This window comes from Amycolatopsis ponsaeliensis (assembly GCF_030182635.1).
GTDB lineage: Bacteria > Actinomycetota > Actinomycetes > Mycobacteriales > Pseudonocardiaceae > Amycolatopsis > Amycolatopsis ponsaeliensis.
In genome coordinates this window covers 153,864-175,474 of record NZ_JAPZLD010000002.1, presented here as the reverse complement: position 1 = coordinate 175,474, position 21,611 = coordinate 153,864, and the positions used below count along the sequence as shown (strand labels likewise).

Sequence of the window (21,611 nt, the reverse complement as noted above, 5' to 3'; positions counted from 1 at the left end):
ATCGCTAGCCCTTCAGCGGGAGGGCGATGGTGAATGTGCTGCCCCCACCCGGTTTTGAAGTCGCGGTGACCGTGCCGCCGTGGGCGGTGACGAGTTCCCGGACCACGGCCAGGCCGATGCCCGCCCCGGCGATCGACATCCCGGCGCGGCTGCGCCACAACCGCTCGAACACGTGCGGCAGTTCGTCGGCGGGGATTCCCGGGCCGGTGTCGGAGACTTCGATGGTCGCGTTGTCGCCGGTGGAGTGGGTCCGGATGGTGACGTTGTCGCCGGGCCGGGCGTAGCGGGCGGCGTTGCCGAGCAGGTTTCCGACCGCTTGGTGCAGCCGGTCGGGATCGGCCCGCACCGGGATGTGCCCGGCGAGCTCGGTGCGGACGTCGAGCCCGGCCGCGCGCAGCCGGGCGCTGTGGGCCGTCACCACTTCGCCGATCAATGCGGTGAGGTCGAGGTCGGTGAGCCGCAGCGAGACGGCGGCGTCTTCCGCGGCGGTCAGGTCGGCGAGGTCCTGCACGACCCGGCCGAGCCGCAGCGCCTGGTCGTGCAGGCTGGTCAGCCGTTCGACGTCGGGTGGTTCGAGCCCGTCGCGCAGCTCCTCCAGCCCGGCCTGCAGGGTGGCGAGCGGGGTCCGCAGTTCGTGGGCGACGTCGGCGGTGAGGTTCCGCCGGGCGCGGTCGGCGCGGGTGACCTGGTCGGCCATGTGGTCGAAGGCGTCCGCCAGTTCACCGAGTTCTCCGGGGGCCCGGAGCCGGGCGCGGGCCGAGCGGTCGCCGGCGGCGATGTCCTTCGCCGTGGTGGTGAGCCGGAGCAGGGGAGCGGCGATGCGCCGGCTGACGAACCAGCTTGCGGTCACCGCGAGCAGCAGCGCCACCGCGGCCGCGAGGACGATCCAGCCCCACGCGACGTCCTTGGCCGCGGACGCGGTGGACGTGCCGAACGCGAGTTGCACTGACCCGACGGTCTCGCCATCGACGACGACGGGTGCGTCGACGCGGCCACCGCCGAGCGCGCCGGCCATCGGGTTGCCCATCCCAGGCATGCCATGGCCTCTTCCGGTGACGGGCGACCCGCCGGTGTCGCGCACGACGAGCCGGGCCCCGGCACCGGTGGCGATCGCGGTGGCCGCGTCCAGGTCGGCGCCGGTCCAGCTGCCCGCGCGCGTGTAGGCGGCGCCCGCGGCGGCGGCCACCTGGCCCGCGGCCTGCTCGCGGCCGGCGCGTTCCGCGGCGGCCAGGCCCCGGTCGGTGCCGAGCAGCGCGGCACCGGTGAGCACCAGCACGGATGACAGTGCCACCAGGACGAAGGCCGCCAGCAGCCGCCAGGCCAGCGGTCCCCAGCGCGGGTGGCGGTCAGTGGTCACGGCGCAGCCCCAGCCGGTAGCCGACGCCGAGCACGGTCTGCACGACGTCCGCGCCCGCGGAGCCGAGCTTGTGGCGCAGGTTCTTCACGTGGGAGTCGATGGTGCGTTCGTAGCCTTCGAATTCGTAGCCGCGGACCCGGTTAATCAGTTCGTAGCGGGAGTACACCCGCCCGGGCACGGCCGCCAGGGTGGCCAGCACGCCCCATTCGGTGGGCGTGAGCTCCAGTGAGTCTCCGTGCCAGCGAACTTCGTGCCGTGACTCGTCCAGGCATAGCAGGCCGTCTCCGTACGACGTCGTGGCCGGGGCGGGGGAGCCGGTCGTGCGATTCAGCACGGCCTGGACCCGCAGCACCACTTCGGTCGGGCTGAACGGCTTGGTCACGTAGTCGTCCGCGCCCAGCTCGAGCCCGTGGATCCGGTCGTCGACGGAGCCGCGGGCGGTGAGCACCACGACCGGCACCCGGCTGTCGGTGCGGGCGGCGCGCAGCACCTCCAGGCCGTCGATGTCCGGCAACCCGAGGTCGAGTACGACGATCTCGGCGGCGTGGGCGGTGAGCATCGTGAGCGCCTGCGCACCGGATCCGGTGGTGACCACGGCGAAGCCGGCGCGTTCGAGGTACCGGCGCAGCAGTTCCCGGATCTCCTTCTCGTCCTCGACGACCAGCACGGTGGCACTCACACCGGCAGGTCTACCCGGGGCGGCACGGGCGGATCGAGGGTCCAAGGTCCCCGGTGCCCGTCTCCACGTCATCTCCACACCGATCACACGGGATCTCGCCGCGCGGGACCCACCCTGACGGTGTCCGAGGAAAACCGGAGAAGGAGGAGTCATGAGGACCCGCACACTGATCACCACGATCGCCGCGGGTGGCATCCTGAGCGTGGGCGCGCTCGTCGCGATCCCCGCGTTCGCCGGTGGACCGCAGACCGGTGCCGGACTCGGCGGTGCCCCTGGATCGGGCTTCATGGTCCGGGGCGGGATGAACCGGGGTGGCGGATGCCTCACCGGTGTCGCCGACCCGAGCGGCACGCTCAGCGAGGCGCAGCGCACGACGCTGGCGGCCAACGCGGAGGAGGAGAAGCTCGCGCACGACCTCTACACCGAGTTCGCCGGCCGCTACGACGTGGTGGTCTTCGACCGGATCGCCGGGGCGGAGACGGCTCACCTGGACGCCGTGCGGACGCTGATGACCCGCTACGGGGTCACCGATCCCACCGCCGGTCAGGCGCAGGGCCACTTCGTCACCCCGGCCGTGCAGGCCACTTACGACAAGCTGCTGGCCCAGGGCGCGAGCAGCGAGGTCGCGGCGCTCGAGGTGGGACGCACGGTGGAGACGACGGACATCGCCGACCTGCGCACGTCCCTCGACGGGCTCACCGCGCCGGACGTCCAGCGGATCTACCAGCACCTGCTGATGGCTTCGCAGCACCACCTTGCCGCGTTCGAGAACTGACCCGGGCGATGAGTAGCTAGCCCGTCCCGGCGATGGCGATGGCGGTGACGGCGAATCCGAAGTGGACCACCATCGCGGCGACGCGGATCCAGTCGGTGCGCAGCAGCCGCGCGATTTCCCGGCGGTCGGCGCTGTGCCGGATGCGCAGCTGGATCGGCACCTGGATCACGGCCGCCGAAACCCAGCCGGCGGTCAGCGCCGCCAACGCGGCCCAGACGGGCCAGCGCGGAAGGCCGTCCGGTGCGGCGACGAGGATGGCGATCACGAGCGCGGTCAGCACGGTCTTGGGGAGCACGTAGACGATGCCGCTGCCGTGGCCTTGAGCCGTTTGGACGGACTTGAACTCCGCGGAGCCGACGGCCGGCCAGCCGGAGAAGACCGCGAAGTGCTCCATGAGGCAGCCGGCCAGGCAGTAGGCGGAAAACATTCCGTAGAGCAGCACCCAGGTATCGGTGGACAAGGGAGATCTCTCCTCAGAAGACTGCGACGGTCCGGCCGGCGTGGGCCGGGTTCTCGATTTCGCCGACCATTGCCGCGGCGACGTCGGCACGAGCGATCCGGGGCGGCATGAATCGCCAGGAACGCTCGAGCGCGTCGAGGGCGACGACGCGTGTCGTGTTCGCCGCGGGTTTGCCGGTGAGCATGACGGGGTGGAACACCGTGCTGTGCGGGCCCGCGACAATTTCGTCCGCGGCTTCCTTGTCGGCGAAACCGTCGCCCAGTACGCGGCGGAGGGTGAAGTCGTACAACGGCCCGGCGCGGTGCCGGGAAGCTCCGGCGCCGAAGCTGCCCATCCAAGCGAGGCGGGGCGGCTTGGCGTCGGCCACGGCGCGGGCGCCGGCCGAAAGGGTGTCGGCCGGCCCGCCCTTGCTGATGCCGAGTGCGCTGATGACCGCGTCCACGTCGCGGCAGGCCGAGGTGATCGTGTCCGGGGCGCGCACGTCGGCCTTTTCGGTCGTCAGGCGGTCGTGCGCGAGGTCCGACAGCGCGTCCGGGCGCCGGGCGAGCGCGACGACTTCGTGGCCTCGTTCGAGCGCGATGGCCACCACGTGGCGGCCGGTGGCTCCGGTGGCGCCCAGTACGGCGATCCGCATGGTTCTCCTCGATGACATTCTCTGAGACTTCTGTCTCGCAGAATGCGAGATTGGCACAGAAGCACACTGTGAGTCAACTGTCTCAGAGAATGCCGGCGAACTATGCCGATCGCGTCAGACGCGCCAGGTCCCGATGCTGTCGACGAGCCGGTCGACGAGGTCGCCGGAGACCGCGTCCCGCTGCATGGCCGTGCGATAGACGATCGGCCCGATCAGCATGGCCGTCAGGTCCGCCGGTTCGACGTCGGACGCCAGTTCACCGGAGGTGACGGCCGAGCGGACCGCGGCGTGGATCCGTTCGGCGATCGTCTTGACCGACTCGTCCTGCCGGTGGGCGATCTCCGCGTCCCAGAGCGCCGACTGCGCCAAGGTGAGGGCGGCCGCGGCGACGGCCGGGATGGCGAGCTCGTCCGCCATCCGCCGAAGCTCCCGCCGCAGCCACGGGCGGATCGGCGCCTCGGGACTCTTGAAGAGCGGCAGGTCGGCGCCGCCCATCGCATCGAGCAGCAACTGATCCGGCTGTGGCCAGTGCCGGTAGACGGTGGCCCGGCCCACGCCGGCCCGCTGAGCGACTCGCCGATGGGTGACCGCGCCGGGCCCCTCGCCCGCCAGCAGCTGCCGAGCGGCGACGAGCATCGCCTCCCGGCTGCGTTCCGCCCGCGGATCGCTCGAGTAACTCACCGTCACATCCTACGAGACAACTGCCTCAGCGGCACCGGCGTGCTCCAGGCGGGCTCAGGCTGCTCGGGTGCGTCGCCGTGAGGGGTGTCGAGCGGAGTGCGCGCCCTCGATGCGATGAGCGATGGGGGTTGCGGCGTCGCGGTGACGCCGATCTGCCACGCCTGCCCGGCCTCGTCATCGCCTGGGCCGGTCCGTGCACGGGCGACCCGGCCGTCTCCGCGCTCATCGACTGTCTTCCCGGATCGGTGACGGACTGCCCGGGGAATCGGGACTTTGGACTCCTCACGGCGCGAGCCGGCCGGGGCAGGCTGGTGCTGCCGGAAAACCGGTAACCCGCCCGAGGTACCGGACTGGTGGCCAGGCCCGCAGGTCTGGATCCCGATGTCGCAAGACGGGGCGTTCCGCCCCCGGGCAGGCCTTCACACCTCGGGTGCTGCGTCGTCGGCGCGGCCCCGGTGGTGTTCGCGCGATGCGGGGTCGAGATGCGGTGTTTGGATTGTGCGGTGTCCGGTCTCGTGGCGGAGGCCTCAGCGGTCTGCGTGGATTGCGGCGCCGGGTTGTGCCGCAACCACCTGGTTCTCGGACATCGTGAGCGTGCGCAACGCTCGCCCGAGGGGTTCGAAACCAGGATGGACGAGCGTTGGAGCCGGGCCGCGCGCTGTAACGAGTGTGCGCGAACGTGCTCTGGGCAGGACGCCGTGCCCTGGCCGGCCGCCCACGAAGGCGAATCGGGGTAACGGCCGGCACCAGTGTGGTGCCCGTGCCGTTCGACTGCGGCGCTGCCTCCGAGCCACGCGAGCGAGATCCGTCAGTGACTGTGTGCCTCACGCGGCCGGCCGGCCGGAGTGATGATGGTGCCTTCGGCGCCGCGGAGCATCGCGGCGGGGGAGTCGAGTGCACCGATCGCTGCGACGTTGCCCGTGAGTTCGACGAAGCGGCAGGCGGCGTCGACCTTGGGACCCATCGAGCCGGCCGGAAAGTCCCGGGACCGCAGCTGCGCCGGTGTGGTGCGGTGGATGGGAGTGGCCTGAGAAGTGCCGTAGTGGTCGACGACCGCGGGTACGTCGGTGAGCAGCAGCAGGGCGTCGGCGTCGAGGGCTTCGGCGAGCAGCGCCGCAGTCTGGTCCTTGTCTACGACGGCTTCGACGCCGCGCAGCCGCCCGGTGTGTTCGTCGCGCACCACGGGAACGCCGCCCCCGCCGGCGCAGACCACGATCGTGCCCGCCTCGACGAGTGCGCGGATCACCCGGGTTTCCACGACGCGCTGCGGGCGGGGCGACGGGACGACCCGGCGCCACGCCGGGCCGTCCTGTCGCACCGTCCAGCCGCGTTCGGCGGCGAGCGAGGCCGCCTGGTCCTCGGTGTAGACGGGGCCGACGAACTTGGTGGGGTCGGCGAACGCGGGATCGGCGACGGAGACGAGCGTCTGCGTCAGCAGCGTCGCGACCTGTCTGCCGGGCACGACGTTCCGCAGGGCCTGGCCGAGCAGGTAGCCGATCATGCCCTGGGTCTGGGCGCCGAGGACGTCGAGGGGGTACGGCCGGGTCAGCGCGGGGTCCGCGGCACTTTCCAGGGCGAGCATCCCGACCTGGGGGCCGTTGCCATGGGTGAGCACGACCTCGTGCTCGGCGGCCAGCTCCGCGATCGCCTCGGCGGCGGCGAGCACGTTGACCTGCTGCAGGTCCGCGTCCGGCCGTTCGCCGCGGCGCAGCAGCGCGTTGCCGCCCAGGGCGACCAGGATCCGCACGGCTCAGCCGCCCAGGGTGGCGACCAGGATCGCCTTGATGGTGTGCATCCTGTTCTCCGCCTGCTCGAACACCAGCGACGCCGGTGACTCGAAGACCTCGTCGGTGACCTCGACGCCGTCGAGACCGAATTCCCGGAAGGCTTCGGCGCCGACCTCGGTGTCGCGGTCGTGCAGGGCCGGCAGGCAGTGCAGGAACCGGACGCCGGGATTGCCGGTGGCCGCCAGCGTCTTCGCCGTGACCTGGTAGGGCGCCAGCAGCTCGACCCGCTCGTGCCACGTTTCCGCGGGTTCGCCCATGGACACCCAGACGTCGGTGTAGAGGAAGTCCGCGCCCGCGACGGCCTCGTCGACGTTGTCGGTGACGGTGATCCGGGCGCCGCTGGTCGCGCCCACCCGCCGGCAGGCCGCCAGGTGCTCCTCATCGGGGTGCAGCGCGCGCGGTCCGGCCAGCCGGACGTCCATGCCGAGCTGCGCGCCCATCGCGAGCAGGGAGTTCGCGACGTTGTTCCGGGTGTCGCCGAGGTAGCAGAACGCGATGTCCCGCAAGGGTTTGCCGCTGTTCTCCCGCATGGTGAACACGTCGCACAGCGACTGGGTCGGATGACAGGTGTCGGTGAGTCCATTGTAGACGGGCACGCCGGAGAACTGCGCGAGCTGTTCGACGGTGCGCTGGTCGTGGCCGCGGTACTCGATCCCGTCGTACATCCGGCCGAGCACGCGGGCGGTGTCGCGGGCGGATTCCTTGTGCCCCAGGTGGGTGTCCTGCGGGCCGAGGTAGGTCGTGGTGGCGCCTTCGTCGGCCGCGGCGACTTCGAACGCGCAGCGGGTGCGCGTGGACGCCTTCTCGAAGATGAGCGCCAGGTGCTTGCCCGCCAGCCGGTGCCGGGTCGTTCCGGCGTAGGCGGCGGCCTTGAGCCGGCCCGCCATGTCCAGCAGGAAGACGAGTTCGTCGCGGGTGAAGTCCAGCTCGGTCAGGTAGCTGCGGTTGCGCAGGTTGAAGGCCATTCCGGTTTCCGTTCAGCTCGGGTCGCGGTCGATCGGGCAGGTCATGCAGCGCGGGCCGGAAAGGCTGACGTGTACGGCGAGCGTGCCGCGCCGGCGGTGGCGCCGATGCGGCCGATGGACCCTTCGGGGAAGGACTTCGGTGAGTCAGCGTGGTCGGGCGTGACGACATCCGCTGACCAGCGGGGCGGTGGTTGCTGATCGGCGTCGAGGCGGGAGTTGTCGTCGTGCCCGGGGCGACGTGGTGTGGTGAAGGTTCCTCGACGGTAGCCCTGTCGCTGTGGCGGGTCTACGCCCCTTGAGCGTGGTGTCGACGGGACTCGACCACCGTGGCCCGGCCTCGGCCGGAGGGCCTGAGGTCCTGGGAAACGGTGACTTCCGGCCATTGCTGTGCCAGTACCAGAGCGCTTGACTTGGATCACGGCCGCCGGACGGCGGCCGTCCGCCTGGACTCCGGGACGAGGACGCCGGCCCGCCGGCACGTCGTCACCGGGAACCGATCGGCCGAGCCAAGACCCCGCTCGGGCCGGCGCGCCGCGGGTGCGCCGACCGGTGCCGGTCGACGGCGGTGCCATCGGGCCACCGGGCGAATCCTCGGCTGGTGAGCCGGATGGACGTGGTGCGGCCCGCGGCGGCAGGCACGTCAGGAACCGCCGGAAGACTTCCGGCGGCCGGGTTACACCAGAGACGGGAAATTCGTCATGAATGGCTGGATCATCGCCGCGATCGTCGTGGCCGTGCTGCTCGTGCTGGCCTTGGCGATCAAGATCGTGAAGCAGTACGAGAAGGGTGTGTTGTTCCGGCTGGGCCGGGTCATCGGCGTGCGCGAGCCGGGGCTGCGGTTGATCATCCCGATCGTCGACGTGCTGCGGCAGGTGTCGCTGCGGATCGTGACGATGCCGATCCAGTCGCAGGGGATCATCACCCGCGACAACGTGAGCGTCGATGTGTCGGCCGTGGCGTACTTCCGGGTGGTCGACGCGACCAAGTCGGTCGTCGCGATCGAGAACGTGTACTCCGCGATCGACCAGATCGCGCAGACCACCCTGCGGAAGGTCGTCGGGCAGCACACCCTCGACGAGACCCTGTCGGAAACGGACGCCATCAACACCGACATCCGCCAGATCCTCGACGTCACCACAACCGAGTGGGGCGTGGAGGTAACGCTGGTGGAGCTGAAGGACATCCAGCTGCCGGAGTCGATGAAGCGGGCGATGGCGAGGCAGGCCGAGGCCGAGCGGGAGAAGCGAGCCAAGATCATCAACGCGGAGGGTGAGTCGCAGGCCGCGGCGGCGTTGGGTGACGCCTCGGACACGATGATGGCGCATCCGCTGGCGTTGCAGCTGCGGAACTTGCAGAGCCTGGTGGAGATCGGCGTGGACAAGAACACGACGGTCGTGTTCCCGGCGCCGTTGATGAGCACCATCGGGGAGCTGGGGACGTTCCTGGCGCGCGAGGCCGCTTCGGCTACTGCCGCGGTCCCGGCCCGGCCGGACGCCGTTGTCGTCCCGGCGCGGGAAACGCCGGCCAACGGCGGCGCACCGGCTCCGGCCTCGGCCTAGCGCACCGCACACCGGGTCATCAGGAGAAAGAAGAGGATGGACATGGAAACCGTTTATGTGTCCCGTTACGAGCAGCGCGTGAAGCTCGTCGAGGACGTGGTGAAGGACAATTCTTCGTTGTCCGGCGAAGAAGCGCGCGCGCTGGCCATCCGGCTGCTGCGGACGCTCGAGGAGATTCCCGAAAAGGTCCGCTGAGGCTGTCATGGGAAACGAGACACTCGTCGAGACGAGCTCGGAGCACCGGACGTCGCGGCTGTCGGTGAAGCCGGCCGGTTCGCCCGCCGGTTTCGTGGACGGCGCCTGGTGGCCGCGGACGGCCGGCCTGGCCGCCGAGCTGCCGGACCTGCTCGCCGCCCTGACCGGCCGGCTGGGGCTCGCCGAGCGGGTCACCTACCACCTGACGGCCTGGGATCCGCCGGGCCGCCGGCTGGTCATCGACGGCAGGGCGGTGCGGCCGGAAGGGTTCCGCTCGCAGCACCCGGACACGCTGACGGTGATCGGGGCCGGCGGCCGGCGCCGGCTCACGCTGTTGACGGTGCCGCCCGGGACGGAAGCCGCGATCGCCGGGCAGGTGCTGCGGACGGCCTCGGAGCCGGGCAACGTCGAGAGCCCCGAGGCGCTGCTGGGAGCCGACGGCACGGCATCGGCCCGGCAGCGGTGGGAAGCGGAAGGCGGCCGCCTTCGGGCGCCGGCCTGAATCACGATCGGGAGGTCGAACCATGGACTCTGTCGCGTCTTCGACTCAGCGGGAGTCGGGTCCGCGAGATCGGCGCACCCCTGCGCGCCGAAGACGCGCGGAAGAAGGGCCATGCGCCGAGCAGGTGAAGACCAGACGGGCGCGAGCCCGTTGACCGACAACACATGCGGCGGAAAGACTTCCGCCGCCGAGGAGGTCGTCATGATGATGCCGTTGACAGCAGCGCGGCACGAGCACTACCCGACATGGCCATCCCCCGGAAGGAAAGAACAGCGTGTCTTGGAGAGCACCTGACGACGAGAGCTGGCGGCGGAGCACCCTGATCACCCATCACATGGATCACCCGCCCCAGGTCAAAGCCCTCGTCGACGAGCTGTACGCGACGCTGTCCGAGAAGGGGCGCCGCGACTACGAGACCATGATCGCCGCTGAGTACGCCGGCCCCGGCGAGCAGGTCGAGCACTACTCCTACGGTAGCGGTGTGCTCAGCATGATCGCCCTGCCGTTGCCTGACGCGCATACGCTGCGGCTGACTCATCTGGTCTACGGCGGCTGCACCGCCCACGAGATCCGGCAGGACCTGGTGGCTCGTGGTCTGGGTTCGCTGGCCATCACCTGGGTGTACCCGCCGGACACCGCCCTGCCCGGGGACGACGACTAGGTCGGCGCGGGGGTTGTGACCACGCGCTTGGTTCCGCAACGAGGTGAAAGCTCGACACAGGGGCCTTCACCGACCGTGACCTGCAGTTCGGCGAGGAGGTCGGTCGCCCGGGCAAGCCGACCCGGCCAGAGCTGCTCGTCGATCCACGGGTTCCGGCCGCGGTCGGGGAGGAGGCGGAGGTGGTCGGAGCCGCAGACCGTCACCGGGCGCCGGCTGTCGCACCCCGGATCGAACGGGTCCACGAGGAAGCGCGCTTTCCTTGGCGGACCAGAAGAGGTTCGCCCGCAGGAAGCGCTCACGGGTCGTCTCCGCGGCGAAGACCGCATCCCGTTCGCGGTCGGTGAACCAGGTCCGCACGAAGGCGTCCGACCGCGGTTCCATCAGTTCGAGGTCGCAGCCCAGCCCAGTCCGCGCGATCGGTCAGCGACGCCGACACGGGCGCGGGCACTTCGCCGTGGAAGACGACGGGCGCGCCGTCCACCGCGACAACCGCAGCTCGGACCGCCGCTTCGGGTGGCGGAACTCGGCCAGCCGCATCGACTCGGCCGGCGACAGCCAGTCGCCGGCGTCGGAGACGCCGGGCATCCCGCACGCCAGCCAGCGCCGGGTGCCGGTCACGGGGAAAGCCTGCCGCGCATCGCCGACCTTTTCCGGGGTCACGGTCCTCGCGGCGCGCCGGTCCGTCCAGGGCCGGAAGGCACCAGCCGGCCCGGAGACGCGGCAGGAGCGGGGACTTCGGACTCTGGCCGGGCGCTCGCCGCGACCGGTCGACTGGAGCCATGCCCCGGAGCAGCCCGTCCCCGCCGCCGGTCGTCGACCGCGCGAGCTCCGCGGATCGCGCGTTCCTGGCCATGGACACCGGTGCCGTACCCGAGCAGTTCGGGGTGCTCCTGGACCTCGGCCCGGCCACCGCGTTCGACCTGGCGCGAGCCCGGCAGCTGGTCGCCGGGCGCGTCCCGGCCGTTCCCCGGTTGCGCCAGGTGCTCGTCCGGGCGCCGTTCGGCGGTGGCGGGCCGGTCTGGGTCGACGACGGGAGCTTCGACGTCCGCCGCCACGTCCGGGCCGTGGTGTGCCCGCCGCCGGGGGACCGGCGGGCGCTGCTGGACACCGCCGTGGACCTGGTCGAGACGCCATTGCCGCGGGATGCGGCGTTGTGGTCGATGGCGTTCGTGACCGGTCTCGCCGACGGCCGGGTCGCGCTGGTGATCGTGCTGCACCACGTCCTCGCGGACGGCGTCGGCGGTCTCGCGGTCCTGGCCGATCTGGTGGACCAGGGCACCGGGACGCCGGAGGTGTCCTTTCCCCGGCCGCGGCCCACGGCTGGAGCTTTGGCCCGGGACAACGTCCTCGCGCGGATGCGGGCGCTGCGCCGGTGCGGGCGGGCCGTCCGGGCGCTGCGTGCCTCCATGAGCGCGGCCGGGGGCCTGCGCCCGCCGCGGGCGGCTCCGTGCTCGCTGATCCGGCCCACCGGGCCGCGGCACCGGCTGGCGGTGGTCCGCACCGAGCGGCCGGCGCTCGCCGCGGCCGCGCACCGCCACGGCGCGTCGGTCAACGACGCCGTCCTGGTCGCCGTCGCCGGGGCGCTGCACCGGCTGCTGGTGACCCGCGGCGAGTCCGTCGGCACGTTCGCGGTCGCCGTACCGGTGTCCGGCCGGCGCGCGAGCCGCGGTGGCGCGCTGGGCAACATGGTCAGCCCGATGCTCGTCCAGGTCCCGGGGACCGGCGACGTCGCCGGGCGGCTCGAGCGGGTCGCGGCCGAGGTCCGGGCGGCCAAGGCCGCCGCGACCGGACCGCCCCCGATCGCCGTGCTGGGCGGGCTCTTCCGGCTGCTGGCCGCGGTCGGCGGCTACCGGTGGTACATGAGCCACCAGCGGCGGATGCACACGCTCGTCAGCCACGTGCGCGGCCCGGCCGAGCCGGTCACGTTCGGGGGGATGCCGGTCCGCTCGGCGATCCCGGTCGGCGTGGGCGACGGCGGGAACCTGACAGTGTTCTTCGAAGTGCTGTCCTACGCGGAAACGGTGACGATCTCGGTGGTCGCGGACCGCGACCGCTTCCCGGACCTCGGCACGCTCGCCGACGGCTTGCGCGCCGAACTCGGCCTCGTGCTCGGCTCGTGGCCGGGAAAGCCTTGCCCGACCAAGGAAAGGTGACGTCGTGACCACTTCCGCCGACCGCTCGGAGCGGTGGGGCGCGGCAAGCGGGTTCGCCGTGATCGTGGTGAGTGCCGCGGCGATGATCTTCGAACGCGGCGCGGTCCGCCCGGCCGATTCCGCCGAGGCGGTCGTGGCCCACTACACTGGTAACCAGGGCGCGATCTTCGCCCAGAGCATGCTGTTCCTCGCCGGCGCCGCGATCTACCTGTGGTTCCTGGGCAGCCTTCGCAGCTTTCTGCTCCGCGCCGAAGGCGGTACCGGCCGGGTGTCGGCGATCGCGTTCGGGGCCGGCGCGGTCTGGATCGGGCTCAGCATGATCGCCCAGGCTTTCCAGATCGGCCTCGCCGCCGCACCCGCCGCGGCGGCGCTCCCGGCCCTGATCGCCACGATGAACGCCGTGTTCACGATCTCCGCCCTCCCGCTGGCCGTGCTGCTGGCCGCGGTCGCGGTGGTGACGGTGCGGCACCACGCGTTCCCGGCCTGGCTGGGCTGGGTCGCGGTGGTGGCCGCGGGCGCGCAGCTCCTGCTGTGGGGCAGCACGGTCGTCAGCAGCGGGCCCCTGGCCTCGGACGGCTGGCTGAGCTACGCGCTCTACCCCACGTTCCTGTTCTGGCTGGTGCCGGCGACGATCGTGATGACGGGCCGCCGTCGCCGGGCGTGAGGCACCGGAGCCTCGTCGCGGTCAGTTCTCGCCGCTGCCGCGTTGCACGGCCCGGACGCTCAGCAGCCGCTGTCCCGGAATGACCTTGGCGCAGGCTTGGGCGTCGGCTTGGGGCAGCAGCACGGAAACCGTGTTGCCCGGCGGGTACACCCGCAGGCCGGTCACCGGCGTCGGGCCGCACTGCGCGGGGTCGAAGAGCCCGGGGTTGAGCTGGTCGACCCACGCCGAGGCGGACTGACCGCGCTGCAGCACCACCGCCGGTGTGGAACCCGCGTCCCGGGTCGCGGCTTCGCCCACCTGGTGGTGGTCGTCGCCGGCGTAGAAGGACACCCCCGGGTAGCCGGTGATCCGGCAGGAGCCGCCGGTGTTGGTGAAGACGATGGGGGTGTAGCGGTGCCCGGCGGCGCCTTCGCTCGTTCCGAGATTGACGGCGAGGGCGGCCGTCGTGCACTGCCCGACCGGCATCGCGGGGGTGGTGGTGCCCGGCTTCCCGGTCGTGGCCGGAGCTGGTGGCGCCGTCGTCGTCGGGGTCGGTGGTGGCGCTGTTCCCGTGGTGGGGCTCGGTCCGGGGGAACCGGGTCCCGAGCCGCATGCGGCCACGGCCAGGAGTGTCAGGGCGGTCAAGGCCGCCGGGCGGGTGCCGAATCCGAACTTGCCCACGATGTTCTCCTCCAAGGTGTGCGGGTACCGGGACCTCAGGCCCTCTTCGCCTGCGCCAGAAAGGTTTCGGCCGGTTCGCGGGCCAGCAGGCGGAGTGCTTCGGTGTCGTCCACCGGCTCGAAGTCGGTGTACCAGGCGCCGACGGAGTCCAGCCGGGCCAGCGGCAGGGCGCAGACGGTCTGGTCGACGGTCGCGGAGAGCGAACGCAGGACGGCGAGCGGCGCGACCGGCACGGCGAGGATGATCCGGCCCGCCTGCCGGGCCCGCAGCACCCGGATCGCGGCCCGCACGGTGGCGCCGGTCGTGATGCCGTCGTCGACCAGCACGACGGTCCGGCCGGTGATCCGCAGCGGGTGGTGGCCCTGCCGGTAGAGCGCCGCGTGGCACGCGAGATCGATCTTCGCCGACCGCGTCGCCCGGCCGAGCTCGCCCGGGGTGACCCGGAACGCCCGGATGGCCTTCGGGTTGTGCACGACGACTTCCCGCTCGCCGACCGCCCCGAAGACCGGTTCCGGCCGGCGGGGGATCCTGATCTGCAGCACCGGCAGCGCGTCCAAGGGGGCGTGCAGGGAGTTGGCGACCTCACGGGCGACGACCACGCCACCGCGGGGCAGCCCCAGCACGATCGGCTCGTGCCCGCGCAGGTAACGCAGACGTGCCGCCAGGATGCGGCCGGCTTCCCGCCGGTCCCGGAACCGCATGGGGCCCTCCCGTCGTCGGCTGTACCGCCACCCTGCCCGGACCGGTCGCCGGCGGACAGAGCTGGAAGTCACGGGCCCCGAGGACCTTCGGACGGTTCGGCGGAGCACGGGTGGAATCACTGCGGCCACAGGGGGAATGATCATGGCGAGCCGGACGCACCTCGCACTACGGGGTGGGCGGCACCGGGCCGCCGGTGCTTTTCCTGCACGGCTGGGGAATCGTGGAGCCGCCCTGACTGCGCTTTCCCGGCGCCGCTCGCGCCGGTCACAAAACGGTCAAATTACCGGGGCAAGTGCAACTGACGGCCTTCGGCGGGCGATACATGACCGGCTGGGAAGGGGGCCGTCATGGCCTTGGGAAAACTTCGAGCACTCCGCCACGCCTTGGTCGCAGCTGTGCTGACCGGGGCAATGCTGCCTGTCGTGTCCACGGGAGTGGCAGCGGCGGCGGCTCTCCCGCCGGGCTTCGTCCTGCGGGACACCGACACCGGGCTGGGGCAGTATCAGCTGACCGACTTCGCCTATCTGCCCGACGGTTCCGTCCTCGCCACGGCGAAGGACGGCCGGGTCCGCTGGCTGCCCGTGACCGGTACCGGCAAGACGATCGCGACGCTGCCGACCCGGTCCGTCAGCGACCTCGGTCTGGTCGGCGTCGCCGTGACGCCGGATTACCCGACGTCGCACGCGATTTACCTGACGCGCTCGCTGAACGTGGGCAGCGGCTGGGTGATGCGGCTGTCGAAGTTCACGGTGGGCCTGGACGCGGCCGGCGCGCCCGCGTCGCTCGTCGGTGAGCAGACGCTGTTCGAAGTGCCGGGCTTCTTCGATGTCCACGGCATCAACAGCGTGATTCCCGCCGCGGACGGGACATTGTGGTTGTCCATCGGAGACAGTGGCGATTTCACGAAGGTGGACGCGGGTGCACTGCGTTCGCAGGACATCAACCAGCCGTACGGCAAGATCTTCCACCTGGCCGCGGACGGCAAGGGTGTGCCGGGCAACCCGTATTACGACGCGGCCAACCCGGCTTCGAGTGCCAGCAAGGTTTTCGCGCGCGGGTTCCGCAACCCGTTCCGGATGACCATCGACCAGTACTCCGGCCTGCCGGTCGTGGGTGACGTCGGCTGGAACACCTGGGAAGAGGTCGACGTCGTGCAGAGGGGCTCCAACCAGGGCTGGCCGTGCTGGGAGGGCAACCACCCGACGCCGGGTTACAGCACGCTGGCGGGCTGTGCGGGTGTGGCGAACCAGGCTCCGATCTTCGAGTACCAGCACGGTAGTGGCCCGATGCAGGGCAACAGCGTCACCGGCGGGATCGTCTACAACGGATCCAGCTACCCGGCGGCCTACCGCGGCTCGTACTTCTTCGGCGACTACGTGACGCACAAACTCTGGACGATGAAGTACGACGACCAGGGCAGGCTCACGCAGGCCCCGCAGAACCCGCCGGTCTTCACCGACGTCGGCGGCCCGACGAAGTTCGCGGCCGCCGTCAACGGCGACATCGTCTACGCCGACATCCTGTCCGGGAAGCTGCGCCGGCTGAGCTACTCGGCCGGGAACACCGCGCCGGTGGCGAACGCTTCCTCGACCACGAACCCGGACACGCGGACGGTGTCGTTCGACGGCTCCACGTCGGTCGACTACGACGGCGATCTGCTGAAGTACGACTGGGACTTCGGCGACGGCGCCACGGTGGCCGACGCCGGTCCGAAGGTGAGCCACGCCTATGCGGCGGGCACCGGGTTGTTCACCGCGAAGCTGACGGTCCGGGACCCGTTGGGCGCCAGCGGTTCGACGACCATTGCGGTGGCGCCGGGCAACCACACCCCGCAGCTCGTCGTGACGACGCCCGGGGACACCGCGACGTTCGCGGTGAACCAGCAGGTCAGCCTGAGTGCCACCGTGACGGACGCCGAGGACGGCACGCTGCCGATTACGTGGACCACCGCGGTCCGGCACTGCCCGAGCGAGGCGACCTGCCACTCGCACCCCGGTATCGGCGGGACGGGGGCGAGCTTCGCGCAGCCGTTCACCGAGCACCCGGACTCCCGGATGGAGTTCACCGCGACGGTGACCGACAGCGCGGGCGTCACGACGTCCAAGACGTACACGGCGATGCCGCGCCAGCACCGGATCACCTTGCTCAGCACGCAGCCCGCGGCGCTGAGCATCCCGGTCGAGGGCGGCGTCAACACGGCGCTGGTGACCGAGGGCGCCAGCTTCGACGTCGAGGCCGCGCCGCTGGGCACCGACGGCGTTTCGAAGTTCGCCGGCTGGCAGGGCGGTCCGACGGACACGACGTGGGTCGTCACGGTCGGTACGAGTGACCTGACGTTGACGGCGAACTACGACACCCCGATCGACCAGCGCTACAACGCCGACCCGGCGTTGCGGACGATGCTCGGGGCCCCGACGGGCACCGAGGTCACCGACGGCATCGTCCACTACCGGGCCTACGCCAACGGGCGCCTGTACTGGAGTGTCGTGGGCGGGACGAAGTTCCTCACCGGCCCGGTGCTGGACAAGTACCTCGCCGTCGGCGGTCTCACCAAGCTCGGCCCGCCGGCCACCGACACCGCGACCACAACGGACGGTGCGCAGTTCAACGACTTCACCAACAACGGCAACCTGGGGTCGATCTACTACACGGCCGCGACGGGTGCGCACACGATCTACGGTGAGATCCGGAAGAAGTGGGCGGCGCTCGGCTACGGGCAGATCCTGGGCTACCCGACGAACGACGAGGACGGGACGCCCGACGGCGTCGGCCGCTTCAACCACTTCATCAAGGGCAACAACGTCGGTTCGATCTACTACACGCCCACGACGGGCGCGCACGCGATCTACGGCGAGATCCGGAAGAAGTGGGCCGCGTACGGGTACGAACGCGGTCTCGGCTACCCGACGAACGACGAGGACGGGACGCCGGACGGCATCGGCCGGTTCAACCACTTCAGCCTCGGCCACTCGATCTACTTCACGAACGCGACGGGCGCGCACGTGATCAAGGGCGAGATCCGCAAGCGCTGGGCGGCACTTCTCTGGGAGAAGTCGTACCTGCGGTACCCGACGACGGACGAGTACGTGACGAGCGGGGTGTACCGCAGCGACTTCCAGGGTGGCTACATCACGTACACGCCGGCGACGGGGGCGGTCGACCACCGCTGGTGACCGGGCGCCGAACGACGACGCGGGCCGTCTCTGGACCTCCGGAGACGGCCCGCCTCATGCCGGGCGCCGAAGCGGGGAGCCGGGAGCCGGGAGGGAGCGTGCGGCGCTGGGTTCGGCCGACGAAGCAGTTGACTTGCTTGTCGAGAGGATGCGTGACGTCCGTCATTGCCGACCCGTTCGGCCGGGCCGAAGCCACCGCCCACGAGTGGCTTGCCGTGGTGGGCCGGGAACTGGGGACCGCCGACCGGGTGCTGCGGGCGTGGCTGCACGCGGCCCGCGACCGGCTGCCGGTTGGGCTCGCCGTGCACTTCTCCGCTCAGTTGCCGACGCGATCGCTGCGGTCAGCACCGCCGTGGACACCTTGTGCTCCGCGGGGAACCTCGACCACGTGCCGGCGGCGCTGCCGCACCCCCTGCGGGCGTTGCTCACCCCGGTGGCGGTCGAGCCGAGCTGACTCGGTCAGCAGCGGATCAGCGGATCAGTTCCGCTGCGTTCCGCCGCGAACGGAGCGAGCAGTTCGACCAGCTCGGCGGCCGACAACGCGCCGTGCGGGCGGTGCGGCGCCGGCGGTGCGGCTTCGGCTTGGTCCAAGCCGAGCATCGCCAGCAGCTCGGCCTCGTCGTGCCCGTCGTGCGCGTGCCGCTCCACCACGCGGACGGCGCGGCGCCGCTCCTCCGCGGTCAGCGGCGTGACGTGTGTGATGCCGGGCATTTCGATCCCCTGTCGGTCACCGTACTTCCGAACCGATCGCCCTTCCACCATGCCGGTCCGCCGCCGGTTCCGCTCAGGGCATTTGGTCACCGGGGCTACGGACTTGTGGTCCCCTTCGGCGACGGCATCGCGGTCGGTGCCGACGGGGTGGACCGGCGTTGCGTGTGCGGAAGCTCGAGAGCGTGCTGGAAAGCAAGGCCCCGAGGCCGGGATCGGTCTCAGCCGGCCTGGTTCTCCGCGACGTCGAGCCGGTAGCCGGGCACCAGACGCGGGTGGCCGGGGTTGAACTCGACCCAGATCGAACCGGGCCGCAGGTCGGGGGTGCGGTCGACGACGACTCCGGTCCGGCCGGTGAACTGGCCGCCGTGCGCGCGTACGTGCAGGCCGGCGGGAAACCCGCCCTCCCTCGTGGGGCCGAGGTGCCGGGTGGCGTGGGCGAAGCGCATGTCAGCCTTCTTTCCGGAGGAAGGTGCCGGAGGTCCCTCTCGATGGTGCCGCCCGGCGGGCGGAGCCGGCAGAGGAGAAGGGCAAGTCCGGGACGGGCCGATCTTCCCGCCCGGCCGGGTAGTTGTGCCCACGACGAGCGGCCCGGACGTGTCGGGTTCGGGCCGTTGGACCCTGCTTCCGGATGCTTTACGCCCTCCCGCGCCCGGCCGCCGGAGCGCGACCATCGACCGGGAAGCCGGGATCGGCCCGGTTGTTCTCCGGACGGGCACGGGGGTACGGCGTGGCGAGCGCACAGACGGTGGGCCGGGCCTCCGGTCTCACGACCGCGGAAGCCGAACTGGCCTTGCGCCGTGACGGGCCCAACACGCTGCCGGCTCCGCGCGGGCGCAACCCGGTGTTCGTGCTGGCGGGCCAGATGGTCCACTTCTTCGCCCTCATGCTGTGGGCCGCCGCGGGGCTCGCGCTGCTCGCCGGCATGCCCGCGCTGGCGATCGCGATCGGGGTCGTCGTGGTCCTCAACGGCGCGTTCTCCTTCGCCCAGGAGTACCGCGCCGACCGGGCCGCCGAGCGGCTGCGGGACCTGCTGCCCGTCCGAGCCACCGTGCGCCGCGACGGCAGCGCGGTCGTCATCGACGCCGGCGAGCTCGTGGCCGGTGACCTGGTGCTGTTCGAAGCGGGCGACCGGGTGTGCGCGGACGCCACGCTCGTGGAGAGCGGGCGCCTGTCGGTCGACGAGTCCATGCTCACCGGTGAGAGCAAGCCCGTTCGCCCGGAGGAGGGCAAGCCCGTGTACGCGGGCACGTATGTGACCGAAGGTCACGGCGCCGCGGTCGTCACGGCGACCGGTGCCCGCACGCGGCTCGCGGGGATTTCCGAGATCACCGCGAGCGCGGTCCGCCCGCGCAGTCCGCTGGCCGCGCAGCTGCACCGCGTCGTGCGGGTCGTGGCGATGATCGCGGTCGCCGTCGGTGTCGTGTTCTTCCTCGCCGCGCTCGGTCTCGGGCGGACGAGCACCGACAGCCTGCTGTTCGCGATCGGCGTCACCGTCGCCCTGGTTCCCGAGGGCCTGCTGCCGACCGTCACGTTGTCGCTGGCCCGCGCCGCCCAGAAGATGGCGGGACGGCACGCGCTCGTCCGCCGGCTGGAGTCGGTCGAGACGCTGGGGGCGACCACCTTCATCTGCACGGACAAGACCGGCACGCTGACGCGCAACGAGATGTCGGTCGTGCGGGTCTGGACCCCGGCCGGTCCCGTCGAGGTGACCGGCGAGGGCTACGCGCCCACCGGTGAGCTGACCGGTTCCGCCGAAGCCGTCGCGGCCGCCGCAGTGCTCGCCGACAGCGCGGCGCGGTGTTCGCCGGACGCGCATGCCTTGGCGAAAGCCGGGAAGTGGCTCCCGGTCGGCGATCCGATGGAGGTCGCGCTGCACGTGCTCGCCGCGCGGGCGGCAGTCCCGGCGCCGCCCGAGCCGGCCGCCCGGTACCCCTTCGACCCGCACCGCCGGCGGTCGTCGCTGGTCGACGCGGACGGTCTGCACGTCACCGGCGCGCCGGACACGGTCCTGCCCCTGTGCCCGGGACAGAACGGTGAAGCCGACGCGGCCGTCACGGCGATGAGCGGCCGCGGCCTCCGCGTGCTCGCCGTGGCACGGCGCCGTGGCGCGCGGCCCGCCGACGGCAGCGCGGTGGAAGAGCAGGAGCTGGAGCTGCTGGGCCTGGTCGGCCTGCAGGATCCGCCGCGGCCGGACGTCGGCGCGGCCATCGCGGCGTGCCGGCAGGCCGGGATCAAGCTGGCCATGATCACCGGGGACCACCCCGGCACGGCCGCCGCGATCGCCGCGGAGGTCGGGCTGCTGGGCGAGCACCGGCTCGTCCTCGAAGGCAAGGACCTGCCCGAGTCGGACGAGGAACTGGGCGAGCTGCTCGATGCCGACGGGGTCGTCGTCGCCCGCGTCGCGCCGGAGGAGAAGCTCCGGATCGCCCGGGTGCTGCAGCAGCGCGGCCACGTCGTGGCCATGACCGGGGACGGGGTGAACGACGGCCCCGCGCTGCGGACGGCCGACATCGGGGTCGCGATGGGCGCCTCGGGCAGCGACGTCGCCCGCGAGGCCGCCGACCTGGTGCTGCTGGACGACCACTTCGGCACGATCGTCTCCGCGATCGAGCTCGGGCGCGCGACGTTCGCCAACATCCGCCGGTTCCTCACCTACCACCTCACCGACAACGTCGCCGAGCTCACGCCGTTCGTGGTGTGGGCACTCTCCGGCGGGCAGATCCCGCTGGCGATCACCGTGCTGCAGGTCCTCGCCCTCGACATCGGCACGGACCTGCTGCCGGCGCTCGCGCTCGGTGCCGAGCCGCCCAACCGCCGCACGATGTCGGGACCCGCGCACGGCGGAAACCTCATCGACGGCCGGGTGGTACGCCGGGCGTTCGGCATCCTCGGTCCGGCGGAGGCGGTGGCGGCGATGCTGGCGTTCCTGGCGGTCCTGCTCGGCGGCGGCTGGAAGTTCGGGGCGGTACCGGACGGACCGTTGCTGGCGATCGCCTCGGGCACGGCGTTCGCCGCGATCGTGCTGGGCCAGCTCGCCAACGCCTTCGCCTGCCGCAGCGAGTCCCGCTGGATCGGCCGGGTGGGCTTCGGTGGCAACCCGCTGCTCGGCTACGCGATCCTGTTCGAAGCGGCGATGCTGGCGGTGTTCCTGCTCGTGCCGCCGTTGCCCGCGCTGCTCGGCGGTACGCTGCCCGGGCTGTCGGGCTGGCTGTGGGCGCTGGTCTCGGTCCCGGTGGTGTGGCTCGCGGACACCGTCCACAAAGCACTGCGCGCCCGCCGGCGGCGGTGACGCC

23 protein-coding genes are annotated in these 21,611 nt (G+C 71.8%); 10 read left to right on the top strand and 13 right to left on the bottom strand.

From position 1 onward, the window contains the following. Positions 1-4: 4 nt before the first annotated feature. The gene (locus QQ657_RS03700; RefSeq protein ID WP_284740603.1) at positions 5-1,357 is read right to left on the bottom strand and encodes a sensor histidine kinase; all 1,353 of its coding nucleotides are present in this window, start codon (positions 1,355-1,357) and stop codon (positions 5-7) included. Further along, complete coding sequence (locus QQ657_RS03695) at positions 1,347-2,036, bottom strand: response regulator transcription factor (protein WP_284740602.1); 690 nt, start codon at positions 2,034-2,036, stop codon at positions 1,347-1,349. Before QQ657_RS03695 ends, QQ657_RS03700 begins: the two co-directional genes overlap by 11 nt. A gap of 151 nt (positions 2,037-2,187) precedes the next feature. On the opposite strand from QQ657_RS03695, the gene QQ657_RS03690 reads away from it, so the two are divergent. Then, positions 2,188-2,811, top strand: a complete 624-nt coding sequence (locus QQ657_RS03690) for a ferritin-like domain-containing protein (protein ID WP_284740601.1) — start codon at positions 2,188-2,190, stop codon at positions 2,809-2,811. 16 nt (positions 2,812-2,827) lie between these two features. Here QQ657_RS03690 and QQ657_RS03685 read toward each other — a convergent pair whose 3' ends face one another. The 3 genes from QQ657_RS03685 to QQ657_RS03675 all read right to left on the bottom strand — a co-directional run bounded on the left by QQ657_RS03685 (position 2,828) and on the right by QQ657_RS03675 (position 4,586). After that, positions 2,828-3,271, bottom strand: coding sequence for a hypothetical protein (locus QQ657_RS03685; RefSeq protein ID WP_284740600.1), 444 nt, complete (start codon positions 3,269-3,271; stop codon positions 2,828-2,830). A gap of 13 nt (positions 3,272-3,284) precedes the next feature. Next, positions 3,285-3,905, bottom strand: coding sequence for an NAD(P)-dependent oxidoreductase (locus QQ657_RS03680; RefSeq protein ID WP_284740599.1), 621 nt, complete (start codon positions 3,903-3,905; stop codon positions 3,285-3,287). Positions 3,906-4,019: 114 nt separating this feature from the next. Beyond that, a complete protein-coding gene (locus QQ657_RS03675; RefSeq protein ID WP_284740598.1) occupies positions 4,020-4,586 on the bottom strand; it encodes a TetR/AcrR family transcriptional regulator in 567 nt (188 codons plus the stop codon). Between the two features lie 482 nt (positions 4,587-5,068). Here QQ657_RS03675 and QQ657_RS56630 point away from each other — a divergent pair, with 482 nt between their 5' ends. Continuing rightward, entirely contained in the window at positions 5,069-5,323 is a 255-nt protein-coding gene (locus QQ657_RS56630) for a DUF2180 family protein (protein WP_350310638.1), read from the top strand. Positions 5,324-5,394: 71 nt separating this feature from the next. Here the strand turns inward: QQ657_RS56630 and QQ657_RS03670 are convergent, their stop codons facing one another. Together QQ657_RS03670 and argF are read right to left on the bottom strand one after the other, a co-directional pair. Beyond that, positions 5,395-6,333, bottom strand: coding sequence for a carbamate kinase (locus QQ657_RS03670; protein ID WP_284740597.1), 939 nt, complete (start codon positions 6,331-6,333; stop codon positions 5,395-5,397). A 3-nt stretch (positions 6,334-6,336) separates the two neighbouring features. Further along, on the bottom strand, positions 6,337-7,338 hold the full coding sequence (argF, locus tag QQ657_RS03665) for an ornithine carbamoyltransferase (RefSeq protein WP_284740596.1): 1,002 nt from the start codon (positions 7,336-7,338) through the stop codon (positions 6,337-6,339). 698 nt (positions 7,339-8,036) lie between these two features. Here argF and QQ657_RS03660 point away from each other — a divergent pair. From QQ657_RS03660 to QQ657_RS03645, 4 genes are all read left to right on the top strand, one after another. Next, positions 8,037-8,897, top strand: coding sequence for a slipin family protein (locus QQ657_RS03660; RefSeq protein WP_284740595.1), 861 nt, complete (start codon positions 8,037-8,039; stop codon positions 8,895-8,897). A gap of 42 nt (positions 8,898-8,939) precedes the next feature. Continuing rightward, a complete protein-coding gene (locus QQ657_RS03655; protein ID WP_284740594.1) occupies positions 8,940-9,092 on the top strand; it encodes a DUF6307 family protein in 153 nt (50 codons plus the stop codon). A gap of 7 nt (positions 9,093-9,099) precedes the next feature. Further along, positions 9,100-9,594 carry a DUF5994 family protein gene (locus QQ657_RS03650; RefSeq protein ID WP_284740593.1) on the top strand — a complete coding sequence of 165 codons (495 nt, stop codon included), beginning with the start codon at positions 9,100-9,102 and terminating at the stop codon, positions 9,592-9,594. Between the two features lie 334 nt (positions 9,595-9,928). Further along, the gene (locus QQ657_RS03645) at positions 9,929-10,255 is read left to right on the top strand and encodes a hypothetical protein (RefSeq protein WP_284740592.1); all 327 of its coding nucleotides are present in this window, start codon (positions 9,929-9,931) and stop codon (positions 10,253-10,255) included. Positions 10,256-10,321: 66 nt separating this feature from the next. Here the strand turns inward: QQ657_RS03645 and QQ657_RS56625 are convergent, their stop codons facing one another. Beyond that, positions 10,322-10,657, bottom strand: a complete 336-nt coding sequence (locus QQ657_RS56625) for a 4'-phosphopantetheinyl transferase family protein (RefSeq protein WP_350310637.1) — start codon at positions 10,655-10,657, stop codon at positions 10,322-10,324. Between the two features lie 18 nt (positions 10,658-10,675). Next, a complete protein-coding gene (locus tag QQ657_RS03640) occupies positions 10,676-10,873 on the bottom strand; it encodes a hypothetical protein (RefSeq protein WP_284740591.1) in 198 nt (65 codons plus the stop codon). Positions 10,874-11,034: 161 nt separating this feature from the next. Between QQ657_RS03640 and QQ657_RS03635 the strand changes: the two genes are divergently transcribed. Both QQ657_RS03635 and QQ657_RS03630 read left to right on the top strand, forming a co-directional pair. Further along, entirely contained in the window at positions 11,035-12,408 is a 1,374-nt protein-coding gene (locus tag QQ657_RS03635) for a wax ester/triacylglycerol synthase domain-containing protein (RefSeq protein ID WP_284740590.1), read from the top strand. A 4-nt stretch (positions 12,409-12,412) separates the two neighbouring features. Further along, the gene (locus tag QQ657_RS03630) at positions 12,413-13,072 is read left to right on the top strand and encodes a hypothetical protein (RefSeq protein ID WP_284740589.1); all 660 of its coding nucleotides are present in this window, start codon (positions 12,413-12,415) and stop codon (positions 13,070-13,072) included. Between the two features lie 21 nt (positions 13,073-13,093). Here QQ657_RS03630 and QQ657_RS03625 read toward each other — a convergent pair whose 3' ends face one another. Next, positions 13,094-13,732: a DUF4232 domain-containing protein gene (locus QQ657_RS03625; RefSeq protein ID WP_284740588.1), complete on the bottom strand. Its 639-nt coding sequence runs from the start codon at positions 13,730-13,732 to the stop codon at positions 13,094-13,096. Between the two features lie 35 nt (positions 13,733-13,767). After that, the gene (locus tag QQ657_RS03620) at positions 13,768-14,433 is read right to left on the bottom strand and encodes a phosphoribosyltransferase (RefSeq protein WP_284740587.1); all 666 of its coding nucleotides are present in this window, start codon (positions 14,431-14,433) and stop codon (positions 13,768-13,770) included. Positions 14,434-14,781: 348 nt separating this feature from the next. Here QQ657_RS03620 and QQ657_RS03615 point away from each other — a divergent pair, with 348 nt between their 5' ends. Further along, positions 14,782-17,607, top strand: a complete 2,826-nt coding sequence (locus QQ657_RS03615) for a PQQ-dependent sugar dehydrogenase (protein WP_284740586.1) — start codon at positions 14,782-14,784, stop codon at positions 17,605-17,607. A gap of 459 nt (positions 17,608-18,066) precedes the next feature. On the opposite strand, the gene QQ657_RS03605 is transcribed toward QQ657_RS03615, so the two are convergent. Both QQ657_RS03605 and QQ657_RS03600 read right to left on the bottom strand, forming a co-directional pair. Then, a complete protein-coding gene (locus QQ657_RS03605; RefSeq protein ID WP_284740910.1) occupies positions 18,067-18,318 on the bottom strand; it encodes a hypothetical protein in 252 nt (83 codons plus the stop codon). 218 nt (positions 18,319-18,536) lie between these two features. Beyond that, positions 18,537-18,764, bottom strand: coding sequence for a hypothetical protein (locus QQ657_RS03600; RefSeq protein WP_284740585.1), 228 nt, complete (start codon positions 18,762-18,764; stop codon positions 18,537-18,539). A 281-nt stretch (positions 18,765-19,045) separates the two neighbouring features. Between QQ657_RS03600 and QQ657_RS03595 the strand changes: the two genes are divergently transcribed. Further along, positions 19,046-21,607, top strand: coding sequence for a cation-translocating P-type ATPase (locus QQ657_RS03595; protein ID WP_284740584.1), 2,562 nt, complete (start codon positions 19,046-19,048; stop codon positions 21,605-21,607). Positions 21,608-21,611: the final 4 nt, after the last annotated feature.

Coding starts and splice junctions, on each gene's coding strand:
- QQ657_RS03690 (WP_284740601.1), top strand. CDS start 2,188: ATGAGGACCCGCACACTGATCACCACGATCGCCGCGGGTGGCATCCTG.
- QQ657_RS03680 (WP_284740599.1), bottom strand. CDS start 3,905: ATGCGGATCGCCGTACTGGGCGCCACCGGAGCCACCGGCCGCCACGTG.
- QQ657_RS56630 (WP_350310638.1), top strand. CDS start 5,069: ATGCGGTGTTTGGATTGTGCGGTGTCCGGTCTCGTGGCGGAGGCCTCA.
- argF (WP_284740596.1), bottom strand. CDS start 7,338: ATGGCCTTCAACCTGCGCAACCGCAGCTACCTGACCGAGCTGGACTTC.
- QQ657_RS03660 (WP_284740595.1), top strand. CDS start 8,037: ATGAATGGCTGGATCATCGCCGCGATCGTCGTGGCCGTGCTGCTCGTG.
- QQ657_RS03655 (WP_284740594.1), top strand. CDS start 8,940: ATGGAAACCGTTTATGTGTCCCGTTACGAGCAGCGCGTGAAGCTCGTC.
- QQ657_RS03650 (WP_284740593.1), top strand. CDS start 9,100: ATGGGAAACGAGACACTCGTCGAGACGAGCTCGGAGCACCGGACGTCG.
- QQ657_RS03645 (WP_284740592.1), top strand. CDS start 9,929: ATGGATCACCCGCCCCAGGTCAAAGCCCTCGTCGACGAGCTGTACGCG.
- QQ657_RS03635 (WP_284740590.1), top strand. CDS start 11,035: ATGCCCCGGAGCAGCCCGTCCCCGCCGCCGGTCGTCGACCGCGCGAGC.
- QQ657_RS03620 (WP_284740587.1), bottom strand. CDS start 14,433: ATGCGGTTCCGGGACCGGCGGGAAGCCGGCCGCATCCTGGCGGCACGT.
- QQ657_RS03615 (WP_284740586.1), top strand. CDS start 14,782: ATGGCCTTGGGAAAACTTCGAGCACTCCGCCACGCCTTGGTCGCAGCT.
- QQ657_RS03605 (WP_284740910.1), bottom strand. CDS start 18,318: ATGCCCGGCATCACACACGTCACGCCGCTGACCGCGGAGGAGCGGCGC.
- QQ657_RS03600 (WP_284740585.1), bottom strand. CDS start 18,764: ATGCGCTTCGCCCACGCCACCCGGCACCTCGGCCCCACGAGGGAGGGC.